Consider the following 25,001-nt stretch of genomic DNA (forward strand, 5'->3'; position numbering starts at 1 on the left):
CTGACATTCAAGGTGCGATACGGCCTTTCGCGGCCCTTGCGGCGTTGCTTCACCGCACCCGCCGACGGATAATCGTCGCCAACGCAAGCGCGGCGCAGATCGCGCCGAGCGTCAGCGGCAGGCCGCTCGCACCGGTCACATTCATTATGCCGCCCGCTAGCGGCGGGACGACAATGCCGCCGACACCCCACATCAGGGAGAATGCCGCATTGCCGGCAACCAGCGCCGAACCGGTGAAGCGCTCGCCAAGTTCGATGATGGACATCGTGTAGATGCCGTAGGACACAGCTCCCCAGACGAAGACGCAAGGCCAGATCAGCGGCGTTTCGATCAGCATTGGCAAAAGCACGCAGCCAAACAGCGTCAGCAGGACGCAGATGAAGCGCACGAGACGGGCCGTCAGCCGCTCGGCCAGCAGGCCAAGCGGAACCTGCATGGCGATGTTGCCGGCGATCATGACCGACAGCAGCGCCGACATGCGAGCCTCCGCGATGCCATGATGCGTGCCGTAGACGGGCAGCAGCGCCAGCACCGCCTGCTCGAAGCCCGCGGCTACGACCACCGCCGACAGAAGCAGCCATGCGAGCGGCATGAAACCCATCACCGAAACCTGATGCCCGGCCTCGTCTACTCTGGGCAGCCGTGGCAGAACCAACGCCAGGCAGATGCCGCAGAGCACGAAGGCGCCAATGCCGACAAGGAACGGCGGCCAGCCTTCTGTGCCAACGGCGAGCAGACAAAGCGGACCGGTCGCGAAGCCGGCGGAAATGATCGTCGAATAGAGGCCCATGATGCGGCCGCGCCGGGCCGGCGGCGCCAGCGCGATCACCCAGATTTCGCTGAGCACATAGAGCGGGTTGGTCACGACGCCGATCAGCAAGCGCAGCGGAAACCAGAGATAGACGTTCTGCGTCCAGCCGATCAGCGCCAGCACGACAGCCGAAAGCGCCGCGCAAGTGAGGGCCGTGCGCCCTGCCCCGAACCGACGCGCCAGCGCCGGGATGAGCGGGGACGAAACGATGAACCCGATCGGCGTCATCGCCGCCGACAGGCCGATCATCGCGGGCGAGACACCCTGGCGCTGGAGGATGAAGCTCAGCAGCGGATAGGACAGTCCCTGCGCGATGGCGAAAACGGACACGGTCGCGATCACACCGGTGATCGCCGCCCATTGCACCGTCTCGTCGCTTCTCGTGTCCACCAGGTCCATGATCCATAACGCTGTCGCGGTTGCAGACTTATCGGTTCGGGCCGGCGGCGGTAAGCCCCGCCGCCCGAACGGATGCCCGGCTCCAGCCAAACCCTGTCAGGAGCCTCCGCGGCTGGCCGATCTATAGAGCGCGAAGGCGACCAGCAAAGCGTCGAGGCCAATGATCACGAGTGGCAATCCCACCGGCCCGATCGCCTGCATCAGCAGGCCCGCGCCCGGCGGACCGACGATACCGCCGACGCCCCATAGCAAGGCGAACGCCGCATTGCCGGTGACCAGCAGCGAACCCGTGAAGCGGCTGCCGAGTTCGACCAGCGCCATCGTATAGACACCGTAGCCCACCGCGCCCATCACCAGAAGCACGCCCCAGATCAGCGGTGTGGTGATCAGCAGCGGGAGCAGAACAGCGCAAACGGTCGTCGCCACCGCGCAGGCCAGGATCATCGACCGGCCACCGAAGCGTTCGGCGAGCAGGCCGAGCGGGATCTGCAGAAGGATGTTGCCCAGCGACAGTGACATCACCAGCGCGGCGAGCACCGCCTCCGGCAAGCCATAGCCCGCCCCAAACACGGGAACCAGCGCATAGGTGCTTTGCTGGACGGCGGCCGAGACCAGCACCGCCAGCAGCAGCGCCGGCGCCAGCCGGGCAAAACCGACAAAGCTGCCGGCAGGCTGGCCGTCATCCTCGAAACCGGCGAGCTTCGAGGAGACAAGGCGCAAAATGACGGCACAGAGCAGGAAACCGACGATGCCGACGCTGAAGGGAGCCCAGCCCTCGATACCGACCAGAGTGAGCGTAAACGGACCTGCGGCATAGCCGGCGCCCATCAGTGTGTTGAACACGCCCATCACTCGCCCGCGTCGAGACGGCGGCGCCAGCGAGAGAGCCCAGACTTCGCCCAGCACATAGAGCGGGTTAATGACGATGCCGATCGTGAAGCGGATGACGTACCAGGCCACCCAGTTCTGGAGGTAACCGATGCCCAGGAAGCACAGCGCCCCGATCAGCGAGCAGCCAACCGCCAGATTTCGCGCGCCGACCAGCCGCACGGCAGCCGGCACGAAAGAGGCAGACAGAATCAGGCCAACCGGCATCATCGCCGCCGACAAGCCGATCAGGGCGGGCGACAGGCCTTGCTTCTGCATCAGGAGCGTGAACAGCGGCGAGCTCAACCCTTGCGCCGCTCCGAACATGGCTAATGCGGCGGTGACGCCCGCGAGCGCCGCCCATTGCGTTCCCGCTTCGCCTTCGCTTGAGCCGGTCGCGACCATGCCGTCATCCATGTCAGTGCTGCCATCGGCCAGCAAGCACGACTAGCTACTGCTTCGACCAGAGGAAAGGAAGAGCCGGACCGGAGATCCACTTGCACCAAGAAAATCGACCGACCGGCCGACGCCATCGGCCCGGATGAACGAACTTTGGATACAGAACGCGATGGCTACGGGAAGTAGCGGGCGATTGCGCCTTTCTTGCCGTCCGCATAGGGCTTCAGCCACTTGTCGTCGATGGCAATCCCGTCAGCATCGGAAGGGCCCTTGCCGATCGTCCTGCGCCAGGCCCGGAACTTATAGTGGTCGAAGACGTCGAGCATGTGCACGGCATAGGCCGCGGCAAAGGTCTTGTCGCCTTCCACGATGACCAGATTCTCGTCGTTTTCGTAGGACGCCTTGTAACCGAGGTTATGGCTGCCGGTAATGACGGTGGCGTTGTCCTCCATCGGATCGATGATAACAATCTTGTCGTGCACGATCGCGTGGCCGACGGTGAGCACTTCGGCCTGGAAATCCGTCGCGATCGTGGCCCCGGTCAGGTTCGCCGCCCGTACAATGGAGACATTCGGGGCCTCCCAGACCTTCTCCGGATAAACAAAGGGCGACTTGCCGTCCTTGTTCGACTTGTGGGTGACCGGATCCTTGGTGGGAGCGACATAGTTGGGCATGGCCGTTTCGTCGCTGATCGCGCCCTGCACGATGAGGTTCGGATCGGCTTTCGCCGCCGCAACCGCTTGGTCTACGATCGAATTTTCGCCGAGCAGCGAAGGGTTGAACACCAGGAACAGTACGGCCCGCTTCGCCGCTTTGATGCGGGCAAAGACGTCCTGGAGGTCGACCGGACGTACCGAAATGTCCTTCTTGTTGCGGTTCGGGTCGTTGGGCGAAAACCACACCGTCATGCCGTCCAACACCGCCGAGGCGCCGTTGAGCGGGTTTGGCATGTGGTTCTCCTTGCGGAACGGCACGCCCTGCGTCTGCGCGACGTGGCCGGCAGCACTTTCCGAAGCCGGTGGCGGAAACCCATCGGCTTTCATGCGTTCCCAATAGCCGTCGAACACCTCCGCCATCGCCGGATCGTCGCGGACAAAAGCGTTGTTGGACTGGCCGCATATGCCGGTCGACGTCCAGTTGGTACTGCCGGTCATGACCGCTTGCGGGTTGCCCTGGATGTCGCGGTAGACGGCGAACTTGTTGTGGCCGATATGGTTGTTGTTGAACAGGCGGTCCGTCACCACGACGCCCGCATCGTGCAAACGCTTCCTGTAGGGTGCGTTGCCGGCATCCCAGGCCTTGGTCTGGTCATCCCTGCCCGAATTGGAGAGGATGACTTCGACTACATCCCTGGCCGCGATGATGGCGTCGCACAATTCGTCGTCGCCGAGCTCATAGAGCGCAAGCCTGACCGTACCGCCTTCGGCCTTGGCCCGTTTCAACAGGCTGGTCAGCACGTCAGGCACGTCGCCATGCAGATAGGCGCGGATCTTGCTGGTCGGGTCTTGCAGCACCGCCCTGATCTTGTCGCGCTGGCCGACCTTGATGCCGGCTTCCGCCAGCGCATGCGACATCCATTGCGTCGAAAGCACGCCGTTGGTGAAGGCAACGCGTGCCTTGCCGAACATTTGGCCCAGGAAGATTGGCGGACTGACCGCGCCCTGCCCAAGATAGCCAAGGGGCCGCGCCGGTCCGGTATAGGCGGGTTTGCCGTCGACGACCTGATCGGGGCGCACCGGCACGGGATCGAGGCCCGCCTTCATGTCGCCAACGGGACGCACGCGGTAGGCGATCATTTCGCCGTCCGGCCTGACGTCTATGCTGTCGCGGCGGCGCCTGACAGTCAGATCGCGCCAGAATGTCTTCTGCACCGGCCAGACACCGGTATCCTGAGGAATCCATCGGGGATTGCGCTGACCCTTGAAGGGCACCCAGGACGCAAGGCAACGCTCCTCGCCTGTATCGGGATAGAGGCGCACGATCTCGAAACCGAGGCAGCCTGGGATCATCCCGTCAAGATCCCAGGAAAGGAACGCGACTTCGTTGTTTGTCGCGGCACGCACTTTGACGACGTCAGGCATGGCGTCCCTCCAAAAACAGTTCAACGCGCAAGTATGTCAGAAGTAAAAGACGGTACTGTAACGCCTCTTTAAATCTGCACCATCCGACGGCCTCACTCAGACGCCTGCCGGCGCGCCGGCGTGGCCAGGGCGGATGTCGCGCCCACCTGGCTGCCGTTCCGGCATGTCGCTTCCCTCGCTCTAGTGGTCGCCGCCTCCGCAATGGCCGGAGGGGCGCCGGTCCATTATGCCGCCCGTTATCGCATCCTACGAGGACCATCATGACCGCCGTCCTACAACCCTCAGAACCGGCATTGGCGCCCGACCGTGCCCGCCGCGGCGGTCGCGCCGGCAAGCGCGCCGGTGGCTCGGCCGCGTTCGAGCAGCCGGCTTTCCGCCAACTGAAAAATCCGCTGACGCCGACCAAGCTGGTGTCCGAGGACGAGCTGGAATCGATCCACCTCGCCTCCTTGCGGGTGTTGCGCGAGATTGGCGTAGACGTCCTGCACGACGAAGCCCGCAGCATCATGAAGGCTCACGGCGCCGACGTACGCGAGGGCTCGGAGCGCGTGCACTTCGACAGCGACATGATCCTGGAGCTGGTGTCGAACTGCCCGTCCGAATTCACCATCCATGCCCGCAACCCCGAGCACAATGTGCGCTTTGGCGGTGACAATCTGATCATCTCGATGATGGCCTCGGCGCCCAATTGCTCCGACATCGATCGTGGCCGCCGGCCCGGCAACCAGCAGGATTATCGCAATTTCCTGCGGCTGGCGCAGATGCACAACATCCTGAATTGCACGGGCGGCTATCCAGTCGAGCCGACCGACATCCACCCGTCGGTGCGCCATCTCGAATGCATCCGCGACCTCGCCACGCTGACCGATAAGGTGTTCCACATCTATTCGCTCGGCAAGGAGCGCAATGTCGACGGCATCGAGATCACCCGCATCGCGCGCGGCATCAGCCATGAGCAATTGCTCGCGGAACCGTCCGTCTTCACCATCATCAATACCAATTCGCCGCTCAAGCTCGACGTGCCGATGATGGAAGGCATCATCCAGATGTCGAGCAAGGGCCAGGTCGTTATCGTCACGCCCTTCACCCTCTCGGGCGCCATGGCGCCCGTCACCATCGCCGGCGCGCTGGTGCAGCAGAATGCCGAGGCGCTGTCCGGCATTGCCTTCGCCCAGATGGTCAGGAAGGGCGCGCCGGTCGGCTATGGCGGCTTCACCTCTAACGTCGACATGAAATCCGGTTCGCCGGCCTTCGGCACGCCCGAATACATGAAGGCACAGCTCGTCGGGGGCCAGCTCGCCCGCCGCTACAACATCCCCTACCGCACCTCCAACACCTGCGCCGCCAACACCGTCGATGCGCAGGCAGCCTATGAAAGCGTGTTCTCTCTGTGGGGCGCGGTGCAGGGCGGCGGCAACCTGATGATGCATGCGGCCGGCTGGCTGGAAGGCGGCCTGCGCTGCTCCTACGAGAAGACCATTCTGGATATCGACCTGTTGCAGATGGTGGCCGAATTCCTGACCCCGCTTGACCTTTCCGATGAAGCGCTCGGCTTCGACGCCATCCAGTCGGTCGGCCCCGGCGGCCACTTCTTCGGCACCCAGCACACGCAGGACCGCTACAAGACCGCGTTTTATTCGCCCATCCTTTCGGACTGGCGCAATTTCGAGACCTGGGCGGAAGCCGGCTCGCCAACGGCAATGGAAAAGGCCAACAAGGTGTGGAAGGAGCGGCTGGCCTCCTATGACGAGCCCTACATGGATCCCGCCATCCGCGAGGAGCTCAACGCCTTTGTTGCGAAGCGCACAGCCGAAGGCGGCGCGCCGACCGATTTTTGAGCGGCAGTGTTCGTTTTGATGAGCCGATCATTCGTATGGATTCGATGAATAGTCGACCCCCACTCCGTCGAGCTTCGCTCGACACCTCTCCCCCGATCGACGTGGGAGAGGAAAAGCGCGAGCCTAGCCCAGTTGGCTCCCTTCCTCTCCCTCCGGAGGGGGGAGAGGTGGCGCTGCGAAGCAGCGACGGAGTGGGGGAAGGCGCTCCTCAAACGCGCAGTCGCCGAAAAACAGGCACAACCCAGAGAGCCAGAAAACTCAGGCAAGGCGACAATCAAGCGGAAGCACTGCTTTGGCTCGAACTAAAAGCCCGCAAGCTTGGCGGCTACAAGTTCACGCGACAGTTCTCTATCGAACCCTACTACGCTGACTTCGCCTGCCGCGAAAAATGGCTTGTTGTCGAAGTCGACGGACACCAGCATGCGGACAGTCCCTATGACCGCCGCCGCGACGACTTCATGCGCGCTCAGGGCTATTCGATCCTGCGCCTTTGGAGCCATGACGTCGTGAAACATCGCACTTCCGTCTGTGAAACCATCCTTGCCGCGCTTGACGGCAAGCTGATCGAAAACATCGCTGTATCCGACCTCCGCTTTGTCTTCGTGTCCCATTCCTCCGATTCAATCTCTTCAAAAACGGACGTATCCTCATGAAATCCCATGCAAAAGCGGTTGTTATTGGCGGCGGTGTCGTCGGCTGCTCGGTGCTCTACCACCTGGCCAAGGCCGGCTGGACCGACATCATGCTGATCGAGCGCTCGGAGCTCACCTCCGGCTCGTCCTGGCATGCGGCCGGCGGCTTCCATACGCTGAACGGCGATCCGAACGTCGCCAAGCTGCAGGCCTATACGGTCCAGCTTTATAAGGAGATCGAGGAGATTTCGGGCCAGTCCTGCTCGCTGCACCTGACCGGCGGCGTGATGTTGGCCGATACGCCCGAGCGCATGGACTTCCTGCGCCTTGCCCACGCCAAGGGCCGCTATCTCGGCATGGACACCGAACTGATCACGCCGTCCGAGGCCAAGGCGATGTTCCCGCTGATGGACGAGACCAATTTCGTCGGCGCCATGTGGGATCCGGTCGAAGGCCATCTCGACCCCTCCGGCACCACCATTGCCTATTCCAAGGCGGCCAAAAAACTCGGCGCCGAAATCGTGCTGCGCAACCGCGTCGTCGACCTGACACAGCAGCCGGACGGCACCTGGAACGTCGTCACCGAACAAGGCACGGTTCACGCCGAACATGTCGTCAACTGCGGCGGCCTGTGGGCGCGCGAGATCGGCCGCATGGTCGGCGTCGAGCTGCCGGTGCTGGCCATGGAGCACATGTATCTCTTGACCGAGCCGATGCCGGAGGTCGAGGAGTTCAACAAGTCGACCGGCCGCGAAATGATCGGTGTGCTCGACTTCAAGGGCGAGATCTACACCCGCCAGGAGCGCAACGGCATCCTGCTCGGCACCTATGAAAAGGCCTGCAAGCCGTGGTCGCCGGTCAACACGCCGTGGGACTTCGGCCATGAACTGCTGCCGCCCGATCTCGACCGCATCGCGCCGTCGCTGGAAATCGGCTTCAAGCATTTCCCCGGCATCGAAAAGGCCGGCATCAAGCAGATCATCAACGGCCCCTTCACCTTCGCGCTCGACGGCAATCCGCTGGTCGGCCCGGTGCAGGGCCTGACCAATTTCTGGTGCGCCTGCGCCGTCATGGCCGGCTTCAGCCAGGGCGGCGGCGTCGGCCTGGCGTTGTCCAACTGGATGGTGCATGGCGATCCGGGCTTCGACGTCTGGGGCATGGATGTCGCCCGCTTCGGCGAATGGGCTGGGCTGCGCTACACCAACGCCAAGGTGCGCGAAAACTATTCGCGCCGCTTCTCGATCCGCTTCCCCAACGAGGAACTGCCGGCTGCCCGCCCGGCGCAGACGACGCCGCTCTACGACACCATGCTCGCCAACAATGCCGTGATGGGAGACTCTTGGGGTCTCGAAACCCCGCTCTGGTTCGCGCCTAAGGGCAGCGAGCCGAAAGACGTCGTCTCCTTCCACCGCTCCAACGACTTTGGACCGATCGGTGAGGAAGTGCGCGCCACGCGCGAGCGCGTCGGCGTCACCGAGATCGCCAACTTCGCCAAATACGAAGTGTCGGGGCCGGGCGCGGAAGAGTTCCTCAACCGGCTGATGACCAACCGCATGCCGAAGACCGGCCGCATCGTGCTGACACCGATGATCAACGAGTTCGGCAAGCTGATCGGCGACTTCACCATAGCCAAGGCCGGTGAAGACCGCTTCATGATCTGGGGCTCTTCGGCAGCGCAGAAATACCACATGCGCTGGTTCGAAAAGCACCTGCCCAAGGATGGTTCGGTGCGCATCCACCGTTTCGACCAGACACTGGTCGGCCTGTCGATCGCCGGCCCGAAATCGCGCGACCTCCTGCAGAAGCTGGTCGATGTCGACATCTCGACCAAGGCTTTCCGCTTCATGGATTTCCGCGAGATGGCGGTCGGCGGCGCGCCCTGTATGGTCAACCGCATCACCTATACCGGTGACCTCGGCTACGAGATCTGGATGGCGCCAGCCTATGAGCGCCTAGTCTACAAGGCGATCAAGGACGCCGGCGAGGAATTCGGAATCGTCGATTTCGGCATGCGCGCCTTGCTGTCGATGCGCCTGGAAAAAAATTTCCCGACCTGGTTCCGCGAGTTGAGGCCGATCTACGGGCCGTTCGAAGGCTCCATGGACCGCTTCATCAAGCTCGAGAAGAACGACTTCATCGGCCGTGAAGCCGCTGCCAAGGAACAGGCGCAAGGGCCGAAGCTGCGTCGCGTCTCCTTCATCGTCGACGCCGCCGATGCCGACGTGATGGGCGACGAGCCGATCTGGGCCAAGGTCGACAAGGATTACGGCACGGTTGAAAAGCCGCATGGCTACGGCGCGCCGCGCTTCGACACGTCAGGCAAGGAAATACGTGGCTCGAAGGCCGCCGAAGGTGCGTCGGCCGTGCGCGGCATCGTCGACGGCGACTGGCGCGTGGTCGGCTGGGTGACGTCGGGCGGCTATGCGCACTACGTGCAAAAGTCGATGGCGCAAGGCTATGTGCCGGCCGCCCTTGCCGAGGATGAAAGCGCGGGGCTGTTCGAAATCGAGATTCTTGGGTCTCGGCGTCCGGCCCGCATCAATGTCGAGGCACCCTTCGACCCAAGCGGCGAGAAGATGCGGACCTGAGGACGGGATGGACAGCGGGGCGCCAAAGGGAAGCTTCGGCCGACACCGCAAGATCATGCCGTTTGTATCAGGCTCGATCGAGGCGCTGCGCGACGCCTCCCGCGAGAAGGCGGCTTCGCTCAACCAGCATGTGCTGGGCTATGGCGCGCAAGCCGAAGCGGAATGGGCGGCGGCGGGTATTACCGCGCCCGACCTGCCGGCAATGCGAAAATACCGGCTCGAGCGCATCCGCGCCGAGCTGAAGCGCCGCGGCTATGCCGGCGCCTTGCTCTATGATCCTGTCAACATCCGCTATGCGACCGACTCGACCAACATGCAGCTCTGGGTCGCGCACAATCCGACGCGGCATTGCTTCGTCGCCACCAAGGGTCCGGTGGTGCTGTTCGACTACTTTTCCTGCGAGCACCTGTCCGATCATTCCGGCATCGTCGACGAAGTTCGGCCGGCCGTTTCGTGGATGTATCTTTATGGCGGCGAGCTGACCGAGCAGAAAGTCCGCCGCTGGGCCGCCAGTATCGCCGATTTGGTCAGGGAGCATGGTGGCGGCAACAACCGCATCGCCGTCGATCACATCAACCCGGAAGGCGTTGAAGAACTCCACCGCCTCGGCATTTCCATCGGCAATGGCGAGGCGGTGATGGAAAACGCGCGGCTGATCAAGTCGCCGGATGAAATCCTTGCCATGCGCCGCGCCATCGTCGCTTGCGAGGCGGCGATGGGCGAGATGGAACAGGCGCTCAAGCCCGGTATCTCCGAAAACGAATTGTGGGCGCAACTCCATCGCGGCAACATCGCGCGCGGCGGCGAATGGATCGAGACGCGGCTGCTGACGTCGGGACCGCGCACCAATCCGTGGTTCCAGGAATGCTCGTCGCGGATCATAGAGGCGGGCGATCTCGTCGCCTTCGATACCGATCTGATCGGCCCTTACGGCTTCTGCGCCGATCTCTCGCGCACCTGGCTCTGTGGCGATACAAAGCCGACCAACGAACAGCGCGACCTGTTCCGCATCGCCGCCGACCAGATCGAGTACAACACCGCTTTGATGCAGCCCGGCGTCTCGTTTCACGAACTGGTCGAACGCTCGGCTGTACCGCCTGGAGACTGCTTCCCAACCCGTTACGGCGTACTCTACCACGGCGTCGGACTGGCCGACGAATATCCGACCTTGCCGCATGCCAGCGACTGGACATCCGACACACCCGACGGCGTGCTGGAACCGGGCATGGTGCTGTGTGTGGAGAGCTATATCGGCCGGCTTGGCGGGCGTGAGGGTGTCAAGATCGAGGAACAGATCCTGATCACCGACACCGGCAACGAAAACCTTTCAACCTACCCGTTGGATTCGAGGCTGCTCGGCTAGCCCGGCAAGCGCTTCGCGCATCGCGCGCACGGTCTTTTCCGGCGTCGTCCTGGCGGTGATGTAGGGCAAGCCTTTGCGTCGCGCCGTCCAGCCGACGATCACGATCTTGCGCGCCGCCGGCTCGAAACGCCGTGCCAGCGCCCAGCTTTCGCAATCGATCGCGGCGACATCCGCTTTGCCTTCGGCGACCGCCACGATCGAGTCGCGATGGCCGCCGCTTTCGCTGTGCGATGAAAATATGTCCAGGTTTTCGCCGGCCGCTTTCAGGTCGCGTGTCAGCGCGATGATGCCCGACATGGAATCGAGGCTGTTGAAGGTGAAGCGCCTGCCCCGGATGAGATCGAGCGGCAGCAAGGCCTTGCCATCAGTGGGCGACCGAACCTCCGGCCCCTCGCCCGACCGCATCACCAGCGCGCTCGAATAAAGTTCGCCCTGCCCGCCTTCATAGGCGTCATAGCTTGGCTGACCGACCACCTGCACATGCCGGGACAGACCGAGTTCCATCGGCCCCCAGCAGGTCTGCGCGAACAGCAGCGCCGGATGCATCCAGAGCTTGTGGAAATCGAGTTCGTCCGGCGGCAGCGTCGCCGGATCGGGCGCGACGAGTTTACCTTCACCGTCCCGAATGCCGCCCGGCACCGGCGGCAGGTCGCCATTGCGGCGCACGATGGATTGCGGCGCATCGATACCCCTTCGCCGGAATGAATCGCGCAACGACGCCCATTGCGCGTCGACCTCGTCGCGCGCCTCCGGCCAGTCATACATCGGCAACGCCGCAATCAATTCGCTCATGCCGATATCAAACCACCATGCCGGGACAAAGGATCGCAAAAACGCGGCGCCCAATCAGAATTGGCCGACACGTTATCCACTCTACACGCGGATACTATTCCTTGGGCGGTTCGGCGGGAACCGGCGCGCTGCCAAGCCCACTGATGCTGCGCGCCCTGACGCGCGGCTTGAACGCCCTGCCCGGCTCGGGCGCGCGCCGCAGAACCGGATGCACGATCGGCTCCTTGGCCTTGAAGGCATAGGATCTGAGCAGCGCGAAATAGTTCGGATAGGCATAGCCATTGTTCATCCGCAGCCATTCCTCACGCCGGTCACGAAACAGCTTCGGCAGCCGGTACCAGGCGATGGTCGGGCTCTTGTGATGGACGAAGTGCAGATTGTTGTTGAGGAACAGGAACGACAGCGGTGAGCGCTCGACAATCACCGTGCGGCCTTCCGGATGCTCCGACCACTGGTGCTCGGCATAGGTGCGGATCGAGATCAGCGACTGGCCGAGCCAGACCGGCACCAGCACATAGAGCCAAACCGGCATGCCGAAGCCGAACTGCACGACCGGCAGCACCACGGCAAGGCCTATCGCATGCAGCAGCCAGGCCTTGCGGATCGCCTTGTCTCCGGCAATCACGTGCTTGGCGTCATCGATGAAGAAGCCGATGCAGGACAGCCATGGCCCCAGGACGAGGCGACCGGCCATGGTATTGTTGACCTTCAGCACGAATTTCATCAGCGGCGGCATTTCTTCGTGCATCCAGAGCGCCTGGTAATAGCTCTCGGGATCGTCGAGCGGATCGGTCAGCCGCTCGTCCGCGTGGTGGCGCAGGTGAATGGTCTTGAAACGGCGGAACGGCCAGGCAAGGCCGATCGGCAGGAAGACGAAAGCTTCATTGACGAGGCCGTTGCGGGTCGGGTGACCATGCAGCACCTCGTGCATGATAGAGGATTGCAAAGCCAGCGTGACGGCCATGACGATCAGTGCAGCTATGGGATATGACGGCCAGAGGAAGAAGCCGGCGGCCAACCATGTGCCGTAGCAGAAGAAAGCGAGAACCACGGTCGGCCATTCGATGGCCGATCTGCTGCTTCGACGGATGCTCTTGCCAGTCATGCTATCGACCACTGTCCTCAGTCGCCGGAACCCCAACCGATTCCTGACAGCATTGTGTCAGGAGATATGATTCCACTCAACGCGACAAAGTGCACAAAATGTTGCGTCTGCGCATTCTTGGCTGCATATGTTATACATTATAAACAGTCTTAGGGATTCGTTTACGCCTGAAGCGCTTCTTCGGCCGCTTCGGCGAAAAATTTTCCTCCCGATCCAAGGAGTGAGATGATGGACAAGCGCGACCTGTCGGCAATCTTCCGGGAGCGTCTGAAGCTCCTCCTGACACGCTCCGACCTCAACCAATCGGCTTTCGCGTCAGCAGTCGGCATCGACAGGTCGGCGCTGTCGCAACTGATGTCAGGTGCCTCGACCCGCCTGCCGCGCGCCGAAACCTTGCTCAACATCGCCGCCGAATTCAAAGTGTCGCTAGACTGGCTGCTTGGTCTTAGCCAGGACGAGGGCGTGACCGGCGAAATCCGCGAGAGCCTGGAGATCGAGGAAGCGCCCGACGGTTTCGACCGCACGCTGCTCGCCAAATGGTTCGCGGAAGCGGCGGGCACCAAGATCCGCTATGTGCCGGCTGGAATTCCCGATCTCCTGCGCACCCACGCGCTCGTCGACTACGAAGCCAACATCACCAACAGGAGCCGACTGGCGCAGGCCAGCGAAACGCAATACCGCATCGAGTACAACCGGCGGCCGGAAACCGACATGGAAGTCTGCATGCCGCGCCACACGCTGGAGATCTTCGCCCGCGGCCTCGGTGTGTGGGACCGTTTCCCGGCGGCCGACCGCCAGCAGCAGCTTGCCCATATGGCGACGCTGCTCGACGACCTCTACCCGACCTTCCGCCTGTTCCTTTATGATGGCCGCATGCGCTATTCGATCCCGCTGACCATATTCGGCCCCTATCGCGCGGCGATCTATGTCGGCGACATGTATGTGGTGCTGAACGCCACCCAGCCGGTCCAGGCCCTGACCCAACATTTCGACAATCTGATCCGCGCCGCCGACATCAATCCGCACGAAGCGGCCGCCTTCGCGCGCAACCTGGCCGGCATGTCGTTCGCATCAGGCTCTGCCTGAGCGCTCAGCACCGCATTTTCATTGACTGGACATAAAGACTTCTTTATATCCTTATTCGAATTCCCAGACATGTTCGAATTCCCAGACATGTTCGAATTCCAAGACACGGTTCGAATTCCAGGACACGAAAGCCAATCCGATGACGACGAGCAATCCGATCGATGCGCTGCTGGCTGAAAAGGGTGTGCTGCTGGCCGATGGCGCCACGGGCACCAATTTGTTCGCCATGGGTCTGGAGGCCGGCGAGGCGCCGGAACTGCTGAACGAAACCGCGCCCGACACCATCACCAGCCTGCACCAGAATTTCGTCGACGCCGGCGCCGACATCATCCTGACCAACTCGTTCGGCGGCACCCGCCACCGGCTGAAACTGCACCATGCGCAGGACCGCGTGCATGCGCTGAACAAGCGCGCGGCCGAGATCGCCCGCGCTGTCGCCGACAAGGCCGGCCGCAAGGTGATCGTCGCCGGCTCGGTCGGTCCGACAGGGGAACTGCTGGTGCCGCTTGGTGCCATGACCTATGACGAAGCGGTCGACGCCTTTGCCGAGCAGATCGAAGGTCTCAAGGAAGGTGGCGCCGAAGTCGCCTGGATCGAGACGATGTCGGCGCCCGACGAGATCCGCGCGGCGGCCGAAGCCGCTATCCGCGTCGGCCTGCCCTACACCTATACCGGCTCGTTCGACACCGCCGGCCGCACCATGATGGGCCTGCTGCCGAAAGACATCCACGGCGTCGCCGACGGCCTGTCGCAAGCGCCGCTCGGGGTTGGCGCCAATTGCGGCGTCGGCGCTTCCGACATCCTGGCCTCGCTGCTCGACATGACCGAGGCCAAGCCGGAGGCGACTGTCATCGTCAAGGGCAATTGCGGCATTCCCGAATTCCGTGGCACCGAGATCCACTATTCCGGTACGCCGGAACTGATGGCCGATTATGTCCGGCTCGCCGTGGATGGCGGAGCCAAGATCATCGGTGGCTGCTGCGGCACCTCGTTCCAGCATCTGGCCGCGATGCGCAAGGCGCTCGACGCCCACACCAGGGCGGATCGCCCGACCGTCGAAAAAATCGTCGAGCGCATTGGCCCGATGCGCAACAAGGTGGCGACGGCAAACACCGCCGAGACCAGCGAAGCCCGCCGCGAGCGGCGGCGCAGCCGCGCCTGAGGCGATTTCTTTTTGCGGTTATTCGCTGTTGTCGGCGTAGCTTGACTGCGCCGACTGGAAATCGACCACGTTGTCACCGCGCATTGTTGCCAGCGCACTGGATGCGCTCGGATCGGAAATCTGCTCCAGCATGGCGCGGAAACGGTCATTGGTCAGCGCCGACATGGCGGTGTGGCGCGCCTGCGCGACATCGTCGCTGATGCGTCTGGATTCGGCTGACGGGGCTGATAAACCCGCCGAAGCGTCCCGTGCCGGCGGAGTCGGGTTTGCGATGGTTGTGATTTTCAATTCCGGCTCCCTCAAGCCTTAGACATGACCGGTGTAGCGAGAGGAAATTGCGATCCGGTACCGGAAATGCCGAGCAATTTAACGATCCCGTGCGCTGCTCCTGGATCGGTTGAGATTCAGGTCAGGCCGAGCCGAAAACAGTGACTTCCGAGAACCGGAGCGGAGCGTACTTAAGTACGTGAGCACCGGAAGCGCAGGGAGCCACTGTTTGCAGGCCGGTCTCACCTGAATATCGACAGATCCGAAAAAAGGCCGGCAAGGGCAAAGATCCCTCGCCGGCCTGCCTCACCCGCCCGTGGGCCGGTTATCAGAACGATCCCATCATCTGAAAGAAACCGGCCGTCATCGCCACTACCGGTTGCCGCCCAGCGCCGAGGCAAGGCGCACAAGCGAAAGGAACTCGGACCTGTACCCAAACGGGTCGGCTCCTCGGGCGGCAGTGGCAATCTCCATGATCTTGTCGTAACCGAACTTCGCGGTCGCATCCTCGTCGCGCAGCTTCTGGCCGAAGGCCGCGACCGCGATGGAGAAACGCTGGTCGGTACTCGCCTGATCGAAGGACGCGACCTCGTTGGCCGAGGTCACCGGCGTGGTGATCAGTTTTGAGACGTCCTCGTTGGGCAGCTTGTAGCGGATCTTGACGAAGGCATATTCGTCCGCATTGGCGACGCCGCCATTGTTGACCGTCGCCTGGCCGTAGCGCAGCGGATCGATCTGCTCGCCGCCACCGCCTTTGGGCGTGATCTCGTAAATCGCGGTGAGCGAATGGCCCGAGCCGATATCGCCGGCATCGACGCGGTCATTGTTGAAATCCTCGCGGTTGAGCGCCCGGGTCTCGTAGCCGATCAGCCGGTATTCCGACACCTTGTCCGGGTTGAACTCGACCTGGATCTTGACGTCCTTGGCGATGGTGAACAGCGTCGAGGAGGCATCTTCGACCAGCACCTTCTCGGCCTCGGCCAGCGTGTCGATATAGGCGGCGGTGCCGTTGCCGTTCTGGGCAATGGTCTGCATCATTTCATCGTTCAGATTGCCGCGGCCGAAGCCGAACACCGACAGGAACACGCCGGTCTTGCGTTCGCTCTCGATCAGCCGCTTCAGGTCGTCATCATCGGTCTGGCCGACATTGAAGTCGCCGTCAGTGGCAAGCATCACTCGGTTGACGCCATCCTTGATGAAGGACTGCTGGGCAAGCTTGTAGGCTTCCTTGATGCCGGCCTCGCCTGCCGTCGAGCCGCCGGGCTGCAGATTGTCGATGGCATTGAGGATCTTGTCCTTCTCGGCAACCTTTGTCGGCATCAGCACGGTGCCGGCATCGCCCGCATAGGTGACGATCGAGATGGTGTCGTCGGCCTTCAGCTTGCTGACCAGCAGCCGGAACGCCGACTTGAGCAGCGGCAGCTTGTCCGGTTCGTCCATCGAGCCCGACACGTCGATCAGGAAGACCAGATTGGCCTTCGGCTGCTCGGTCGGCTTGATGTCGAAACCCTTGATGGCGACGTGCATCAGCTTGGTGTGCGCGTTCCACGGCGTCGGCATGACGCTGACGGTCGAGTTGAACGGCGTTGAGGCCGATTCCGGCCCCTTCCAGTCATAAGGGAAGTAATTGATCATCTCCTCGACGCGGACCGCGTCGGCTTGCGGCAGGTAGCCCTGCTTCAGCGAGCCGCGCACGAAGGAATAGGACGCGGTGTCGACATCGATCGAGAAGGTCGAGACCGGGTCTTGCAGTGCCGCATGCACGGGATTGGTCTTGAAATCCTGGACGCGATCGCGGTTTTCCTCCTGCGGCGCGATCTGGTCGGCCGGGATGGCCGCCGGCTGCTGCGGGGCCATAAGCTTGGGCTCGGCAGCTTGGACGCGATTGGCCCGCGCGGCATTAGGCGCGTTTGGCATGAGGCCGGCACTCTCCCGTGAAACCTCACCGCTGCGTGCGGGGGCCGGCCTGGAGGTTGGCAAAGTCCCATACTCCACCTCCTTGCCGCTGTAGGTCTTTAGGTCAAACCTCGACGATACAGTCGGGCTCACCGGTGCGCTCGGTTGTGCTGCGCCACCGGCGGCATCCGATTCGGAGTTCGGCGGTGCAGCCGGCACAAGCGCATCGCTGGCATCACGGCTTTCCACGTCCAAGTCTGCCTTCTTGTCCTTGGCCGGCGCCGTGGGAGCCTGTTTCGGCTCGGCGACGGTTGGCTTCTGCGTCGCCGGCTTGTCGGCCAGCGTCTCGGTGATCTTCTCGTCGCCGCCGAACGGCGACGGCTGTTCCCTCAGCAAATGGAAGGTGGCGTATCCAGCGATCGGCAGGGCGACGAGCCCGGCAAGGGCCGGCGTGGCAATGAGTTTCTTTTGCATGATCTCGCTCCAGAGCTTTTGTGCTCGCTCCGTGAGACGAAGGCCGCCAACCGATCCTTGGGTGACGGCGGAAATATTTTCCTGATCATAGGCGCGCAGGGCAGCTTCGAAGGCGCGTGCCTTCGCGCTCTCGTCCGGCGCCGGTACCGCTGCATTGCGCAGCTTTCTGAGTTCGTTGTCGTCGACCATGGTCACACTTCCCCGGCTGAACGCATCAACGTCTTCAGCCGTTTCTTCGCTTCATGGATGTGCCAGGAAACCGTCGTCTCCGAGATCGCCATCGCCTCGGCGGCGGCCGCGTGGCTCAAGCCTTCGCCATGGACAAGCATCACGGCATCGCGCTGCTTGTCCGGCAATTGCCGCACCGCCGCCCACAACGCCTCGGTGGGGTCTTCACCCTCGGCCGGGCCTTCGCCCGAAATCAGCGCATGGACGCCATAGGCCTCGGTCTTGACCGTCTCGCGCTGGGTCTTGCGCATCGTGTCGCGCGCGGCGTTCATCGTCATGGTGTAGAGCCATGTCGTGAACGCGCCGCTGCCGCGATAATCCCGGATCGCCTTGCCCAGCCTGACACAGACTTCCTGGGCGATGTCTTCGGCATCGGCCTTCCTGCCGCACCAGCGATAGGCGGCGCGATAGACGAAGTCATAGTGACGCTCCAGCAATTTGCCGAAGGCCCCCCTGTCTCCGCCCTTCGCCCGCCCGATCAGTTCGACGTCGGAGGCTTCACTCTCATCCAGCATCATCGCCATCATTTGCCTGTTGGACGAAGGCTAATGGCTAATCCTTGGGGTGATGGAAAGATTTTTTCTCGATTTGGGCGTTTGCGTCCAGGGCTTACCGAGTGAGGTCAGGCCGGCCTCACCTGAATGTCAACACGCCTGGCCCGCCGCCCAGCCCGACGACCACGCCCATTGGAAATTATAGCCGCCGAGCCAGCCGGTGACGTCGACGACCTCGCCGATGAAGAACAGGCCCGGCATCAGCTTCGCCTGCATCGTCTTCTGGTCGAGGCCGTTGGTGTCTACCCCGCCGAGCGTCACTTCGGCCGTCCGGTAGCCCTCCGAACCGGCTGGCTTGATGCGCCAGTCGTTGACCGCGGCCTCGACGGTTTTGATCTGGGCCTCGGAAAGATCGGCGAGGTTGCCGTCCAGCCCGGTTTGCTCGGCTATCGCCTGAGCCAGTCGTTTCGGCAAATGATTTGCCAGCACGGTCTGCACCGCTTGCCGGCCATTGCCACGCCTGGCGGCGCGGACGAGCTCAGCCACATCCGTGCCCGGCAGCATGGCGATGCGGATCTCATCGCCCTCGCGCCAATAGGAGGAGATCTGCAGGACGGATGGCCCGCTGACGCCGCGATGCGTGAACAGCATCGCCTCGGAAAACCGCGTCTTGCCGCAGGCAATCTCGGCGTCGACCGCGTTCCCAGCCAGGGGCGAAAGCCGCTCAAGCGTTTTTGCGTCGAAGGTCAACGGCACCAGGGCAGGCCGTGTTTCGACGACGGCTAGGCCATACCGTTCGGCAAGCTCGTAGCCGAAGCCCGTCGCGCCCATCTTGGGGATCGACTTGCCGCCACAGGCCACGACCAGGGACTGGCAGGAAACCGAGCCCGTGGAGAGAGCGAGTTCAAACCCTTCCTCGGTTTTGCCGATAGCCTCGACGCGGGTCGACAATACCAGCTCGGCGCCCCTGCCCCGCATCTCCGAGACCAGCATATCGATGATCTGGCGCGCCGAGCCGTCGCAGAACAGCTGCCCCAATGTCTTCTCGTGGTAGGCAATGCCGTGGCGTTCGACCAGCGCAATGAAGTCGCGCTGTGTATAGCGGCTGAGCGCCGAGATGCAGAAATGCGGATTCCTCGATATGAAATTCTTCGGGCTCGCATGGATGTTGGTGAAATTGCACCGGCCGCCGCCGGAGATGCGGATCTTTTCGCCAGGTGCCGCCGCGTGATCGAGGATCAGCACCGAACGGCCGCGCTTGGCGGTCTCCACGGCGCACATCATTCCGGCGGCGCCGGCGCCGATGATCACGACATCATAGGATTGCATCAGGTTGATCGTTCCCGCGCGGCTCCCGCTCATTCAGCGAGACCGCCCTGATACCGCGAACGGATCGGGCAGCCAACAGGCGGGAATAGCCGCGCGAGACTCAGGTCAGTGTCTCGGCAAACAGCGCCGTCAGCCGTTTCCAGTGACGCTCGGCTCCCCCTTCGTCGTAAACACTGTGGTCGGGCACGCACCAGCCATGCGCCATGCCGACATAATTCTCCAGCAGATAGTCGACTCCCGCCGTCCTCAGCGCCTCGGCCAGCTTGGTCGACTGCTCCGGTGGGAAACTCCGGTCGACGCCCGCCATGCCGACATACACACGCGCCTTGATGGAGGCCGCCTTGCGGTGCGGGCTGTCGGCGGCATCGCTGGCGAGGTTGCCGCCATGGAAACTGGCGGCGGCCTTGACCCTGTCGGGGTAGGTTGCAGCGGCGTTGAGCGCCCGCGCCCCGCCCATGCAATAGCCGACAGTGCCGATCGGTCCCGTGACGCCTTCGCCGGCGAGCGCGTCGACAAAGGCGGCGCTGTCGCTGATGGTCATTTCCTGCGTCGTGCCGGTGACCAGCGCCATCAGCGGCGCCCTGGTCCTTTCTTCGACAAAAGCGGTCTTGGCGTCGAACGGCCCATAAGGAGCATTGCGGTAGAAGAGATCGGGCACCAGCACCGCATAGCCCTCGCCCGCCAGCCGTTCCGCCATCTGATCAAGCGCCGGGCGCGGACCGAAGGCGTCCTGGTAGAGAATGACGCCAGCCTTGGCTGAAGAAACCTTGGCCGAGCGGAACAGGCCCGCCTTCGCCACACCGTCATTGGTCTTGATGTGAAGGTCCTGCTTGATCATTGCCTGCTCCGTTTGCCAGATGCGCGATACATATCCGCGCAAGCCGCCACGGCAAGGCGCTCCCTGAGCCCGGCGGTCAACATTTCGTGCGGGATCGCGTGATGCGCTAAGGACCAGCGAACGCAGCCATGTGGAAGGCCTGGACCTCCGGCGGATAGCGATAGGACGCGCCATAGGGGCAGGCATTGCGATCGAGGCAACCGCCACTGCGGCACGGCTCGCCATTCGCCCCCCGCACATGCGCGAGGCAGGCCTGGTAGGCGAAACCATCCGTCGAATAAGCGACGACCGGACAGGATTTCAGACAAGGTTTGTTGACGCAGGTGTCGCAAAGATGGATCGTCTCCTGAAATTCCGGAAGCGTTATCTCGTCCTCGAACAGCAGCGCGCCGCGATAAGCATGCCAAAGCCCGTATTGCGGATGCATGAGGATGCCGAGCGGCGACGGCCTCAGCCCTTCCGCCCGAACAGCCCATTGCTGGAACGGCAGGTAAGGCTTGTCCGACGGCGAAACGACGCGGGCACCAAACTCTTGCGCCACCTCGCCGATGACCTCCCGCGACCAGGTGTCGAGCGGATCGGCGATCGCCTGTGGCTGCTGGCCCCGCCAGCGCAGGAAATGCGGCCAAGGCGCGGCGCCCGCCTGCCCTACCAGCAGGACAGACTTTGCCGGCTCACCCGAGGCGCCATCAGGGCCACCCTCGTCATCGGGAAAGAGAAAGCCGCCACGCAGGATGAGGCCGTTGGCGCCAAGCGCGGCCGTGATCTCCTCGATCATACCGCGCACGCAATCATCCCTTCTTGTCCGGATCGGAGAAGGCGCTCCGCCAGACTTCCTTGTGGATGATGTTGGCGACTTTAGCCCCGCCTGACTCGGGCTCCTTTCAGGTGAAGGCGTCGGGCATCGACCCCTTCTTCTTGGCGATGAAATCCTTCAGGGCTTCATCGATGCCTTCATCAAGGTGCGGCGCTTCGTAAGCCTCCAGCCAGCGCCGCGCCAGATCGTTGGCGCGCTGCGGTGCGGTCTTCTGGCCCTCGGCCAGCCACTGCTCGTAGGAGTTGTTGTCGGCGATCGACGAGCGGTAGAAGGCGGTCTGGAAATTGGCCTGGGTATGGTCGCAGCCGAGATAGTGGCTGCCCGGGCCGACCTGGCGGATGGCGTCCATCGCCTGGCCGTTCTCCGACAGGTCGACGCCCTCGGAGAATTTCTGGGTCATGCCGAGCTGGTCGATATCCATCATGAATTTTTCGTAGCAGGAGGCCAGCCCGCCTTCGAGCCAGCCTGCCGAATGCAGGACGAAATTGGTGCCGGCGAGAATGGTCGAGTTCAGCGTGTTGGCGCTCTCATAGGCTGCCTGTGCGTCCGGAACTTTCGAAGCACAGAGCGAGCCCCCGGTACGGAACGGCAAGCCGAGCCGGCGGGCGAGTTGGGCAGCGCCATAGGAGACCAGCGACGGCTCCGGTGTGCCGAAGGTCGGCGCGCCCGACTGCATCGAGATCGACGAGGCGAAGGTGCCGAACAGCACCGGCGCGCCCGGACGGATCAGCTGCGTGAACGAGGCGCCGGCCAGCACTTCGGCCAGGACCTGCGTCAGCGTGCCGGCGACCGTCACCGGGCTCATCGCGCCGGCCAGGATGAACGGCGTGACGATGCAGGCCTGGTTATGACGCGAATAGACCTTCAGGGCGCCAAGCATGGTCTCGTCGAACACCATCGGCGAGTTGGCGTTGATCAGGCTGGTCAGCACCGTGTTGTTCTCGACGAAGTCGTCGCCGAAGACGAGCTTGGCCATCGCCACCGTGTCCTCGGCGCGCTCCGGTGCGGTCACCGAACCCATGAACGGCTTGTCGGAATATTTGATGTGCGCGTAGACCATGTCGAGATGACGCTTGTTGACCGGCACGTCGACCGGCTCGCACACCGTGCCGCCCGAATGGTGGATCGACGGCGCCATATAGGCAAGCTTCACGAAATTCTGGAAATCCTCGATCGTCGCGTAGCGCCTGACGCCGTCGAGATCGCGCACGAAGGGCGGACCATAGACCGGCGCGAACACCGTCGCATTGCCGCCGATCTGCACCGAGCGTTCTGAATTGCGGGCATGCTGGGTGTAGATGGGCGGCGCGGTCTTCAAGAGCGAACGGCAGAGCCCCTTGGGAAAATGCACGCGCTCGCCCTTGACGTCGGCGCCGGCCTCTTTCCAGAGCTGCAGTGCTTCGGCGTCATCGCGAAAAATGATGCCGATCTCTTCCAGCACCGTGTCGGTGTTCTTCTCGATCAGCGCCAGGCCTTCCTCGTTCAGCACCTCGTAGACGTTGATCTTGCGCTTGATATAGGTGAGCTGGGTGCCGGGGCCGCCGCCTGAGCGCGCCGCACGCCTGGCCGCCGCTCCGCCACTGGCGCCGCGCCCACGCCGCGCGTTTGACGCTTCCTGGTCGACTGCCGCGTGTTCGCTCATGATCGCTCTTCCCTGAATATGGCCCGCCTGACTATGGCTGGTCCGTAACCGTTGCGGCCGCATGACGCGGCTTTGCCCGGATCGTAGCCATGCACCCTATTCGAAACGGCCCGTCCGCGCCAACGCCTGTCGCAAAATCGACAAGAAAACCGATAGATTTTCCAGTCGCTTTCCTTTTGCGGGAAGTCGCAAATCAGCTATGGATACCCGCCCGTTGCGGGTTAGGTATGAACACCATTATTTTGTGCCTTGCGACACAGTCGCGATGCCGTGAGGAGCTGGATAAAAATGTCCGACGACGAGATCATCCTTTCCGAGCTTTCCGACGACGAGCTGGTGCAGCAGATGCACGACGATCTCTATGACGGGCTGAAGGAAGAGATCGAGGAAGGCACCAACATCCTCCTCGAGCGCGGCTGGGCGCCCTACAAGGTGCTTACCGAGGCGCTGGTCGAAGGCATGCGTATCGTCGGCGAGGATTTTCGCGACGGCATCCTGTTCGTGCCGGAAGTGCTGTTGTCCGCCAACGCCATGAAGGCCGGCATGTTCATCCTGCGTCCGCTGCTCGCCGCCACCGGCGCGCCGAAACAGGGCAAGATGGTGATCGGCACCGTCAAGGGCGACATCCACGACATCGGCAAGAACCTCGTCGGCATGATGATGGAGGGTGCTGGCTTCGACGTCATCGATCTCGGCATCAACAACGCGGTCGAGAAGTATCTCGACGCGATTGAAAAGCACCAGCCCGACATCATCGGCATGTCGGCACTGCTCACCACCACCATGCCCTACATGAAGGTCGTCATCGACACGATGAAGGAAAAGGGCATTCGCGACGACTATGTCGTGCTGGTCGGCGGCGCGCCGCTCAACGAGGAATTCGGCAAGGCCGTCGGCGCCGACGCTTATTGCCGCGACGCGGCGGTAGCGGTCGAGACCGCCAAGGATTTCATGAAGCGCAAGCACAACGTGCGTGCTTCGGCCTGATCCAAGGCATCAGGGCGACGAAAAAAAAGCCGCGCCTTGCAGCGCGGCTTTTTTGTCCCCAGATGAGGGACGACCGCCGATCAATTGGCGACGGTGTCCTTGACCGCCCTCGCCGTCGATTTGACATCCTTGCCGACACCCCGAACGGTGTTGGCGCAGGCCGTAAGTGCAAGAGCGCAGGCAAGGATAGCCATCGGCGCTATGCGTAGCAGTTTCATGGACGGTGTCTCCCTCGACAGATAAATTAGCCCCACAGCGAAAAGCCGGCTCGACTTGGTCAAGACGAAAAAAACAAAACCGAATCAGACAGACAGGCTGCTCGTCATCGCCTGCGGGATGATTGCGCGCGAGGTGTTGGCCGTCAAGGAACAGCTCGGGCTGGATCACCTCGAATTGACGTGTTTGCCGGCGGAGTTTCATTTCCATCCCGACCGCATCGCGCCGGCCATGGACAAGGCGATCGAAAAGGCCAGGGCGGAAGGCTATGAACACATCTTCGTCGGCTATGCCGATTGCGGCACTGGCGGCCTGCTTGACCGCGTGTTGGAGAAGCATGGCGTCGAACGCATGGCCGGCCCGCATTGCTTCGCGTTCTATCAAGGCATGGAAGCCTATGCGAAGGTCGCCGACGACGACATGATGTCCTTCTACATGACGGACTTCCTGTGCCGCCAGTTCGATGCCTTCTTCATGAAGCCGCTCGGGCTGGACAAGCACCCGGAGCTGATCAACGACTATTTCGGCAATTACGAGAAGCTGATCTATCTGGCGCAGACCGATGATCCGGAGCTCGACAAGGTCGCGGAAAAGGCCGCCGCCCTGCTCGGCCTCGCCTATGAGCGCCGCTCCACCGGTTTTGGCGACCTGACGCCAGGCCTGGAGCGGGCGGCCGCGAACGCCTGACGG

General features: G+C 62.9%; 21 protein-coding genes. 8 read left to right on the plus strand and 13 right to left on the minus strand.

Annotated elements, in window-relative coordinates; all coding sequences use genetic code 11:
* Positions 1-49 precede the first annotated feature (49 nt).
* The 3 genes from LB524_RS00535 to LB524_RS00545 form a co-directional block, all read right to left on the minus strand.
* The gene (locus tag LB524_RS00535; RefSeq protein WP_224523120.1) at positions 50-1,210 is read right to left on the minus strand and encodes an MFS transporter; all 1,161 of its coding nucleotides are present in this window, start codon (positions 1,208-1,210) and stop codon (positions 50-52) included.
* Positions 1,211-1,306: 96 nt separating this feature from the next.
* A complete protein-coding gene (locus LB524_RS00540; RefSeq protein ID WP_224523462.1) occupies positions 1,307-2,482 on the minus strand; it encodes an MFS transporter in 1,176 nt (391 codons plus the stop codon).
* Positions 2,483-2,649: 167 nt separating this feature from the next.
* Positions 2,650-4,557: a phospholipase D-like domain-containing protein gene (locus LB524_RS00545; protein ID WP_224523121.1), complete on the minus strand. Its 1,908-nt coding sequence runs from the start codon at positions 4,555-4,557 to the stop codon at positions 2,650-2,652.
* A gap of 260 nt (positions 4,558-4,817) precedes the next feature.
* Between LB524_RS00545 and LB524_RS00550 the strand changes: the two genes are divergently transcribed.
* From LB524_RS00550 to LB524_RS00565, 4 genes are all read left to right on the plus strand, one after another.
* Positions 4,818-6,395 (plus strand): trimethylamine methyltransferase family protein, encoded by a 1,578-nt coding sequence (locus LB524_RS00550; RefSeq protein ID WP_224523122.1) that lies wholly within the window; start codon positions 4,818-4,820, stop codon positions 6,393-6,395.
* 167 nt (positions 6,396-6,562) lie between these two features.
* Positions 6,563-7,048 carry an endonuclease domain-containing protein gene (locus LB524_RS00555; RefSeq protein WP_140723883.1) on the plus strand — a complete coding sequence of 162 codons (486 nt, stop codon included), beginning with the start codon at positions 6,563-6,565 and terminating at the stop codon, positions 7,046-7,048.
* Positions 7,045-9,615, plus strand: coding sequence for an FAD-dependent oxidoreductase (locus LB524_RS00560; protein ID WP_224523133.1), 2,571 nt, complete (start codon positions 7,045-7,047; stop codon positions 9,613-9,615). The genes LB524_RS00555 and LB524_RS00560 overlap by 4 nt, the downstream gene beginning before the upstream one ends.
* Before the next feature lie 7 nt (positions 9,616-9,622).
* Positions 9,623-10,978, plus strand: coding sequence for a M24 family metallopeptidase (locus LB524_RS00565; RefSeq protein WP_224523135.1), 1,356 nt, complete (start codon positions 9,623-9,625; stop codon positions 10,976-10,978).
* Here LB524_RS00565 and LB524_RS00570 read toward each other — a convergent pair.
* Complete coding sequence (locus LB524_RS00570; RefSeq protein ID WP_224523137.1) at positions 10,943-11,770, minus strand: phosphate/phosphite/phosphonate ABC transporter substrate-binding protein; 828 nt, start codon at positions 11,768-11,770, stop codon at positions 10,943-10,945. The two genes, LB524_RS00565 and LB524_RS00570, sit on opposite strands and share 36 nt — an antisense overlap.
* 94 nt (positions 11,771-11,864) lie before the next feature.
* Entirely contained in the window at positions 11,865-12,875 is a 1,011-nt protein-coding gene (locus tag LB524_RS00575) for a fatty acid desaturase (RefSeq protein WP_181166283.1), read from the minus strand.
* Positions 12,876-13,103: 228 nt separating this feature from the next.
* Here LB524_RS00575 and LB524_RS00580 point away from each other — a divergent pair, with 228 nt between their 5' ends.
* A complete protein-coding gene (locus tag LB524_RS00580) occupies positions 13,104-13,961 on the plus strand; it encodes a helix-turn-helix domain-containing protein (protein WP_140661059.1) in 858 nt (285 codons plus the stop codon).
* A gap of 139 nt (positions 13,962-14,100) precedes the next feature.
* Positions 14,101-15,123: a betaine--homocysteine S-methyltransferase gene (bmt, locus tag LB524_RS00585; protein WP_015317437.1), complete on the plus strand. Its 1,023-nt coding sequence runs from the start codon at positions 14,101-14,103 to the stop codon at positions 15,121-15,123.
* Positions 15,124-15,141: 18 nt separating this feature from the next.
* Here bmt and LB524_RS00590 read toward each other — a convergent pair whose 3' ends face one another.
* The 7 genes from LB524_RS00590 to LB524_RS00620 all read right to left on the minus strand — a co-directional run bounded on the left by LB524_RS00590 (position 15,142) and on the right by LB524_RS00620 (position 23,108).
* Entirely contained in the window at positions 15,142-15,411 is a 270-nt protein-coding gene (locus tag LB524_RS00590) for a hypothetical protein (protein WP_224523140.1), read from the minus strand.
* A 351-nt stretch (positions 15,412-15,762) separates the two neighbouring features.
* On the minus strand, positions 15,763-17,949 hold the full coding sequence (locus LB524_RS00595; RefSeq protein WP_224523143.1) for a VWA domain-containing protein: 2,187 nt from the start codon (positions 17,947-17,949) through the stop codon (positions 15,763-15,765).
* Between the two features lie 2 nt (positions 17,950-17,951).
* A complete protein-coding gene (locus LB524_RS00600) occupies positions 17,952-18,512 on the minus strand; it encodes an RNA polymerase sigma factor (RefSeq protein WP_140873543.1) in 561 nt (186 codons plus the stop codon).
* Positions 18,513-18,632: 120 nt separating this feature from the next.
* Positions 18,633-19,811 (minus strand): NAD(P)/FAD-dependent oxidoreductase, encoded by a 1,179-nt coding sequence (locus LB524_RS00605; protein ID WP_224523464.1) that lies wholly within the window; start codon positions 19,809-19,811, stop codon positions 18,633-18,635.
* Between the two features lie 100 nt (positions 19,812-19,911).
* Positions 19,912-20,649, minus strand: a complete 738-nt coding sequence (locus tag LB524_RS00610; protein ID WP_224523145.1) for a dienelactone hydrolase family protein — start codon at positions 20,647-20,649, stop codon at positions 19,912-19,914.
* A gap of 106 nt (positions 20,650-20,755) precedes the next feature.
* Positions 20,756-21,436: a 4Fe-4S dicluster domain-containing protein gene (locus tag LB524_RS00615; RefSeq protein WP_224523147.1), complete on the minus strand. Its 681-nt coding sequence runs from the start codon at positions 21,434-21,436 to the stop codon at positions 20,756-20,758.
* 97 nt (positions 21,437-21,533) lie between these two features.
* Positions 21,534-23,108, minus strand: coding sequence for a trimethylamine methyltransferase family protein (locus LB524_RS00620; RefSeq protein WP_140615930.1), 1,575 nt, complete (start codon positions 23,106-23,108; stop codon positions 21,534-21,536).
* A gap of 288 nt (positions 23,109-23,396) precedes the next feature.
* Between LB524_RS00620 and LB524_RS00625 the strand changes: the two genes are divergently transcribed.
* Positions 23,397-24,095, plus strand: a complete 699-nt coding sequence (locus LB524_RS00625; RefSeq protein WP_015317429.1) for a corrinoid protein — start codon at positions 23,397-23,399, stop codon at positions 24,093-24,095.
* Between the two features lie 80 nt (positions 24,096-24,175).
* Here the strand turns inward: LB524_RS00625 and LB524_RS00630 are convergent, their stop codons facing one another.
* Entirely contained in the window at positions 24,176-24,313 is a 138-nt protein-coding gene (locus LB524_RS00630; RefSeq protein WP_015317428.1) for an entericidin A/B family lipoprotein, read from the minus strand.
* A 55-nt stretch (positions 24,314-24,368) separates the two neighbouring features.
* Here LB524_RS00630 and LB524_RS00635 point away from each other — a divergent pair, with 55 nt between their 5' ends.
* The gene (locus tag LB524_RS00635; protein WP_224523149.1) at positions 24,369-24,998 is read left to right on the plus strand and encodes a DUF1638 domain-containing protein; all 630 of its coding nucleotides are present in this window, start codon (positions 24,369-24,371) and stop codon (positions 24,996-24,998) included.
* Positions 24,999-25,001: the final 3 nt, after the last annotated feature.

The organism is Mesorhizobium sp. ESP6-5 (genome assembly GCF_020164695.1).
Classification (GTDB): domain Bacteria; phylum Pseudomonadota; class Alphaproteobacteria; order Rhizobiales; family Rhizobiaceae; genus Mesorhizobium; species Mesorhizobium australicum.

Coding starts and splice junctions, on each gene's coding strand:
- LB524_RS00565 (WP_224523135.1), top strand. CDS start 9,623: ATGGACAGCGGGGCGCCAAAGGGAAGCTTCGGCCGACACCGCAAGATC.
- LB524_RS00600 (WP_140873543.1), bottom strand. CDS start 18,512: ATGGCGATGATGCTGGATGAGAGTGAAGCCTCCGACGTCGAACTGATC.
- LB524_RS00595 (WP_224523143.1), bottom strand. CDS start 17,949: ATGGTCGACGACAACGAACTCAGAAAGCTGCGCAATGCAGCGGTACCG.
- LB524_RS00575 (WP_181166283.1), bottom strand. CDS start 12,875: ATGACTGGCAAGAGCATCCGTCGAAGCAGCAGATCGGCCATCGAATGG.
- LB524_RS00605 (WP_224523464.1), bottom strand. CDS start 19,811: ATGCAATCCTATGATGTCGTGATCATCGGCGCCGGCGCCGCCGGAATG.
- LB524_RS00560 (WP_224523133.1), top strand. CDS start 7,045: ATGAAATCCCATGCAAAAGCGGTTGTTATTGGCGGCGGTGTCGTCGGC.
- LB524_RS00610 (WP_224523145.1), bottom strand. CDS start 20,649: ATGATCAAGCAGGACCTTCACATCAAGACCAATGACGGTGTGGCGAAG.
- LB524_RS00545 (WP_224523121.1), bottom strand. CDS start 4,557: ATGCCTGACGTCGTCAAAGTGCGTGCCGCGACAAACAACGAAGTCGCG.
- bmt (WP_015317437.1), top strand. CDS start 14,101: ATGACGACGAGCAATCCGATCGATGCGCTGCTGGCTGAAAAGGGTGTG.
- LB524_RS00570 (WP_224523137.1), bottom strand. CDS start 11,770: ATGAGCGAATTGATTGCGGCGTTGCCGATGTATGACTGGCCGGAGGCG.
- LB524_RS00540 (WP_224523462.1), bottom strand. CDS start 2,482: ATGGTCGCGACCGGCTCAAGCGAAGGCGAAGCGGGAACGCAATGGGCG.
- LB524_RS00625 (WP_015317429.1), top strand. CDS start 23,397: ATGTCCGACGACGAGATCATCCTTTCCGAGCTTTCCGACGACGAGCTG.
- LB524_RS00550 (WP_224523122.1), top strand. CDS start 4,818: ATGACCGCCGTCCTACAACCCTCAGAACCGGCATTGGCGCCCGACCGT.
- LB524_RS00535 (WP_224523120.1), bottom strand. CDS start 1,210: ATGGACCTGGTGGACACGAGAAGCGACGAGACGGTGCAATGGGCGGCG.
- LB524_RS00630 (WP_015317428.1), bottom strand. CDS start 24,313: ATGAAACTGCTACGCATAGCGCCGATGGCTATCCTTGCCTGCGCTCTT.
- LB524_RS00620 (WP_140615930.1), bottom strand. CDS start 23,108: ATGAGCGAACACGCGGCAGTCGACCAGGAAGCGTCAAACGCGCGGCGT.
- LB524_RS00580 (WP_140661059.1), top strand. CDS start 13,104: ATGGACAAGCGCGACCTGTCGGCAATCTTCCGGGAGCGTCTGAAGCTC.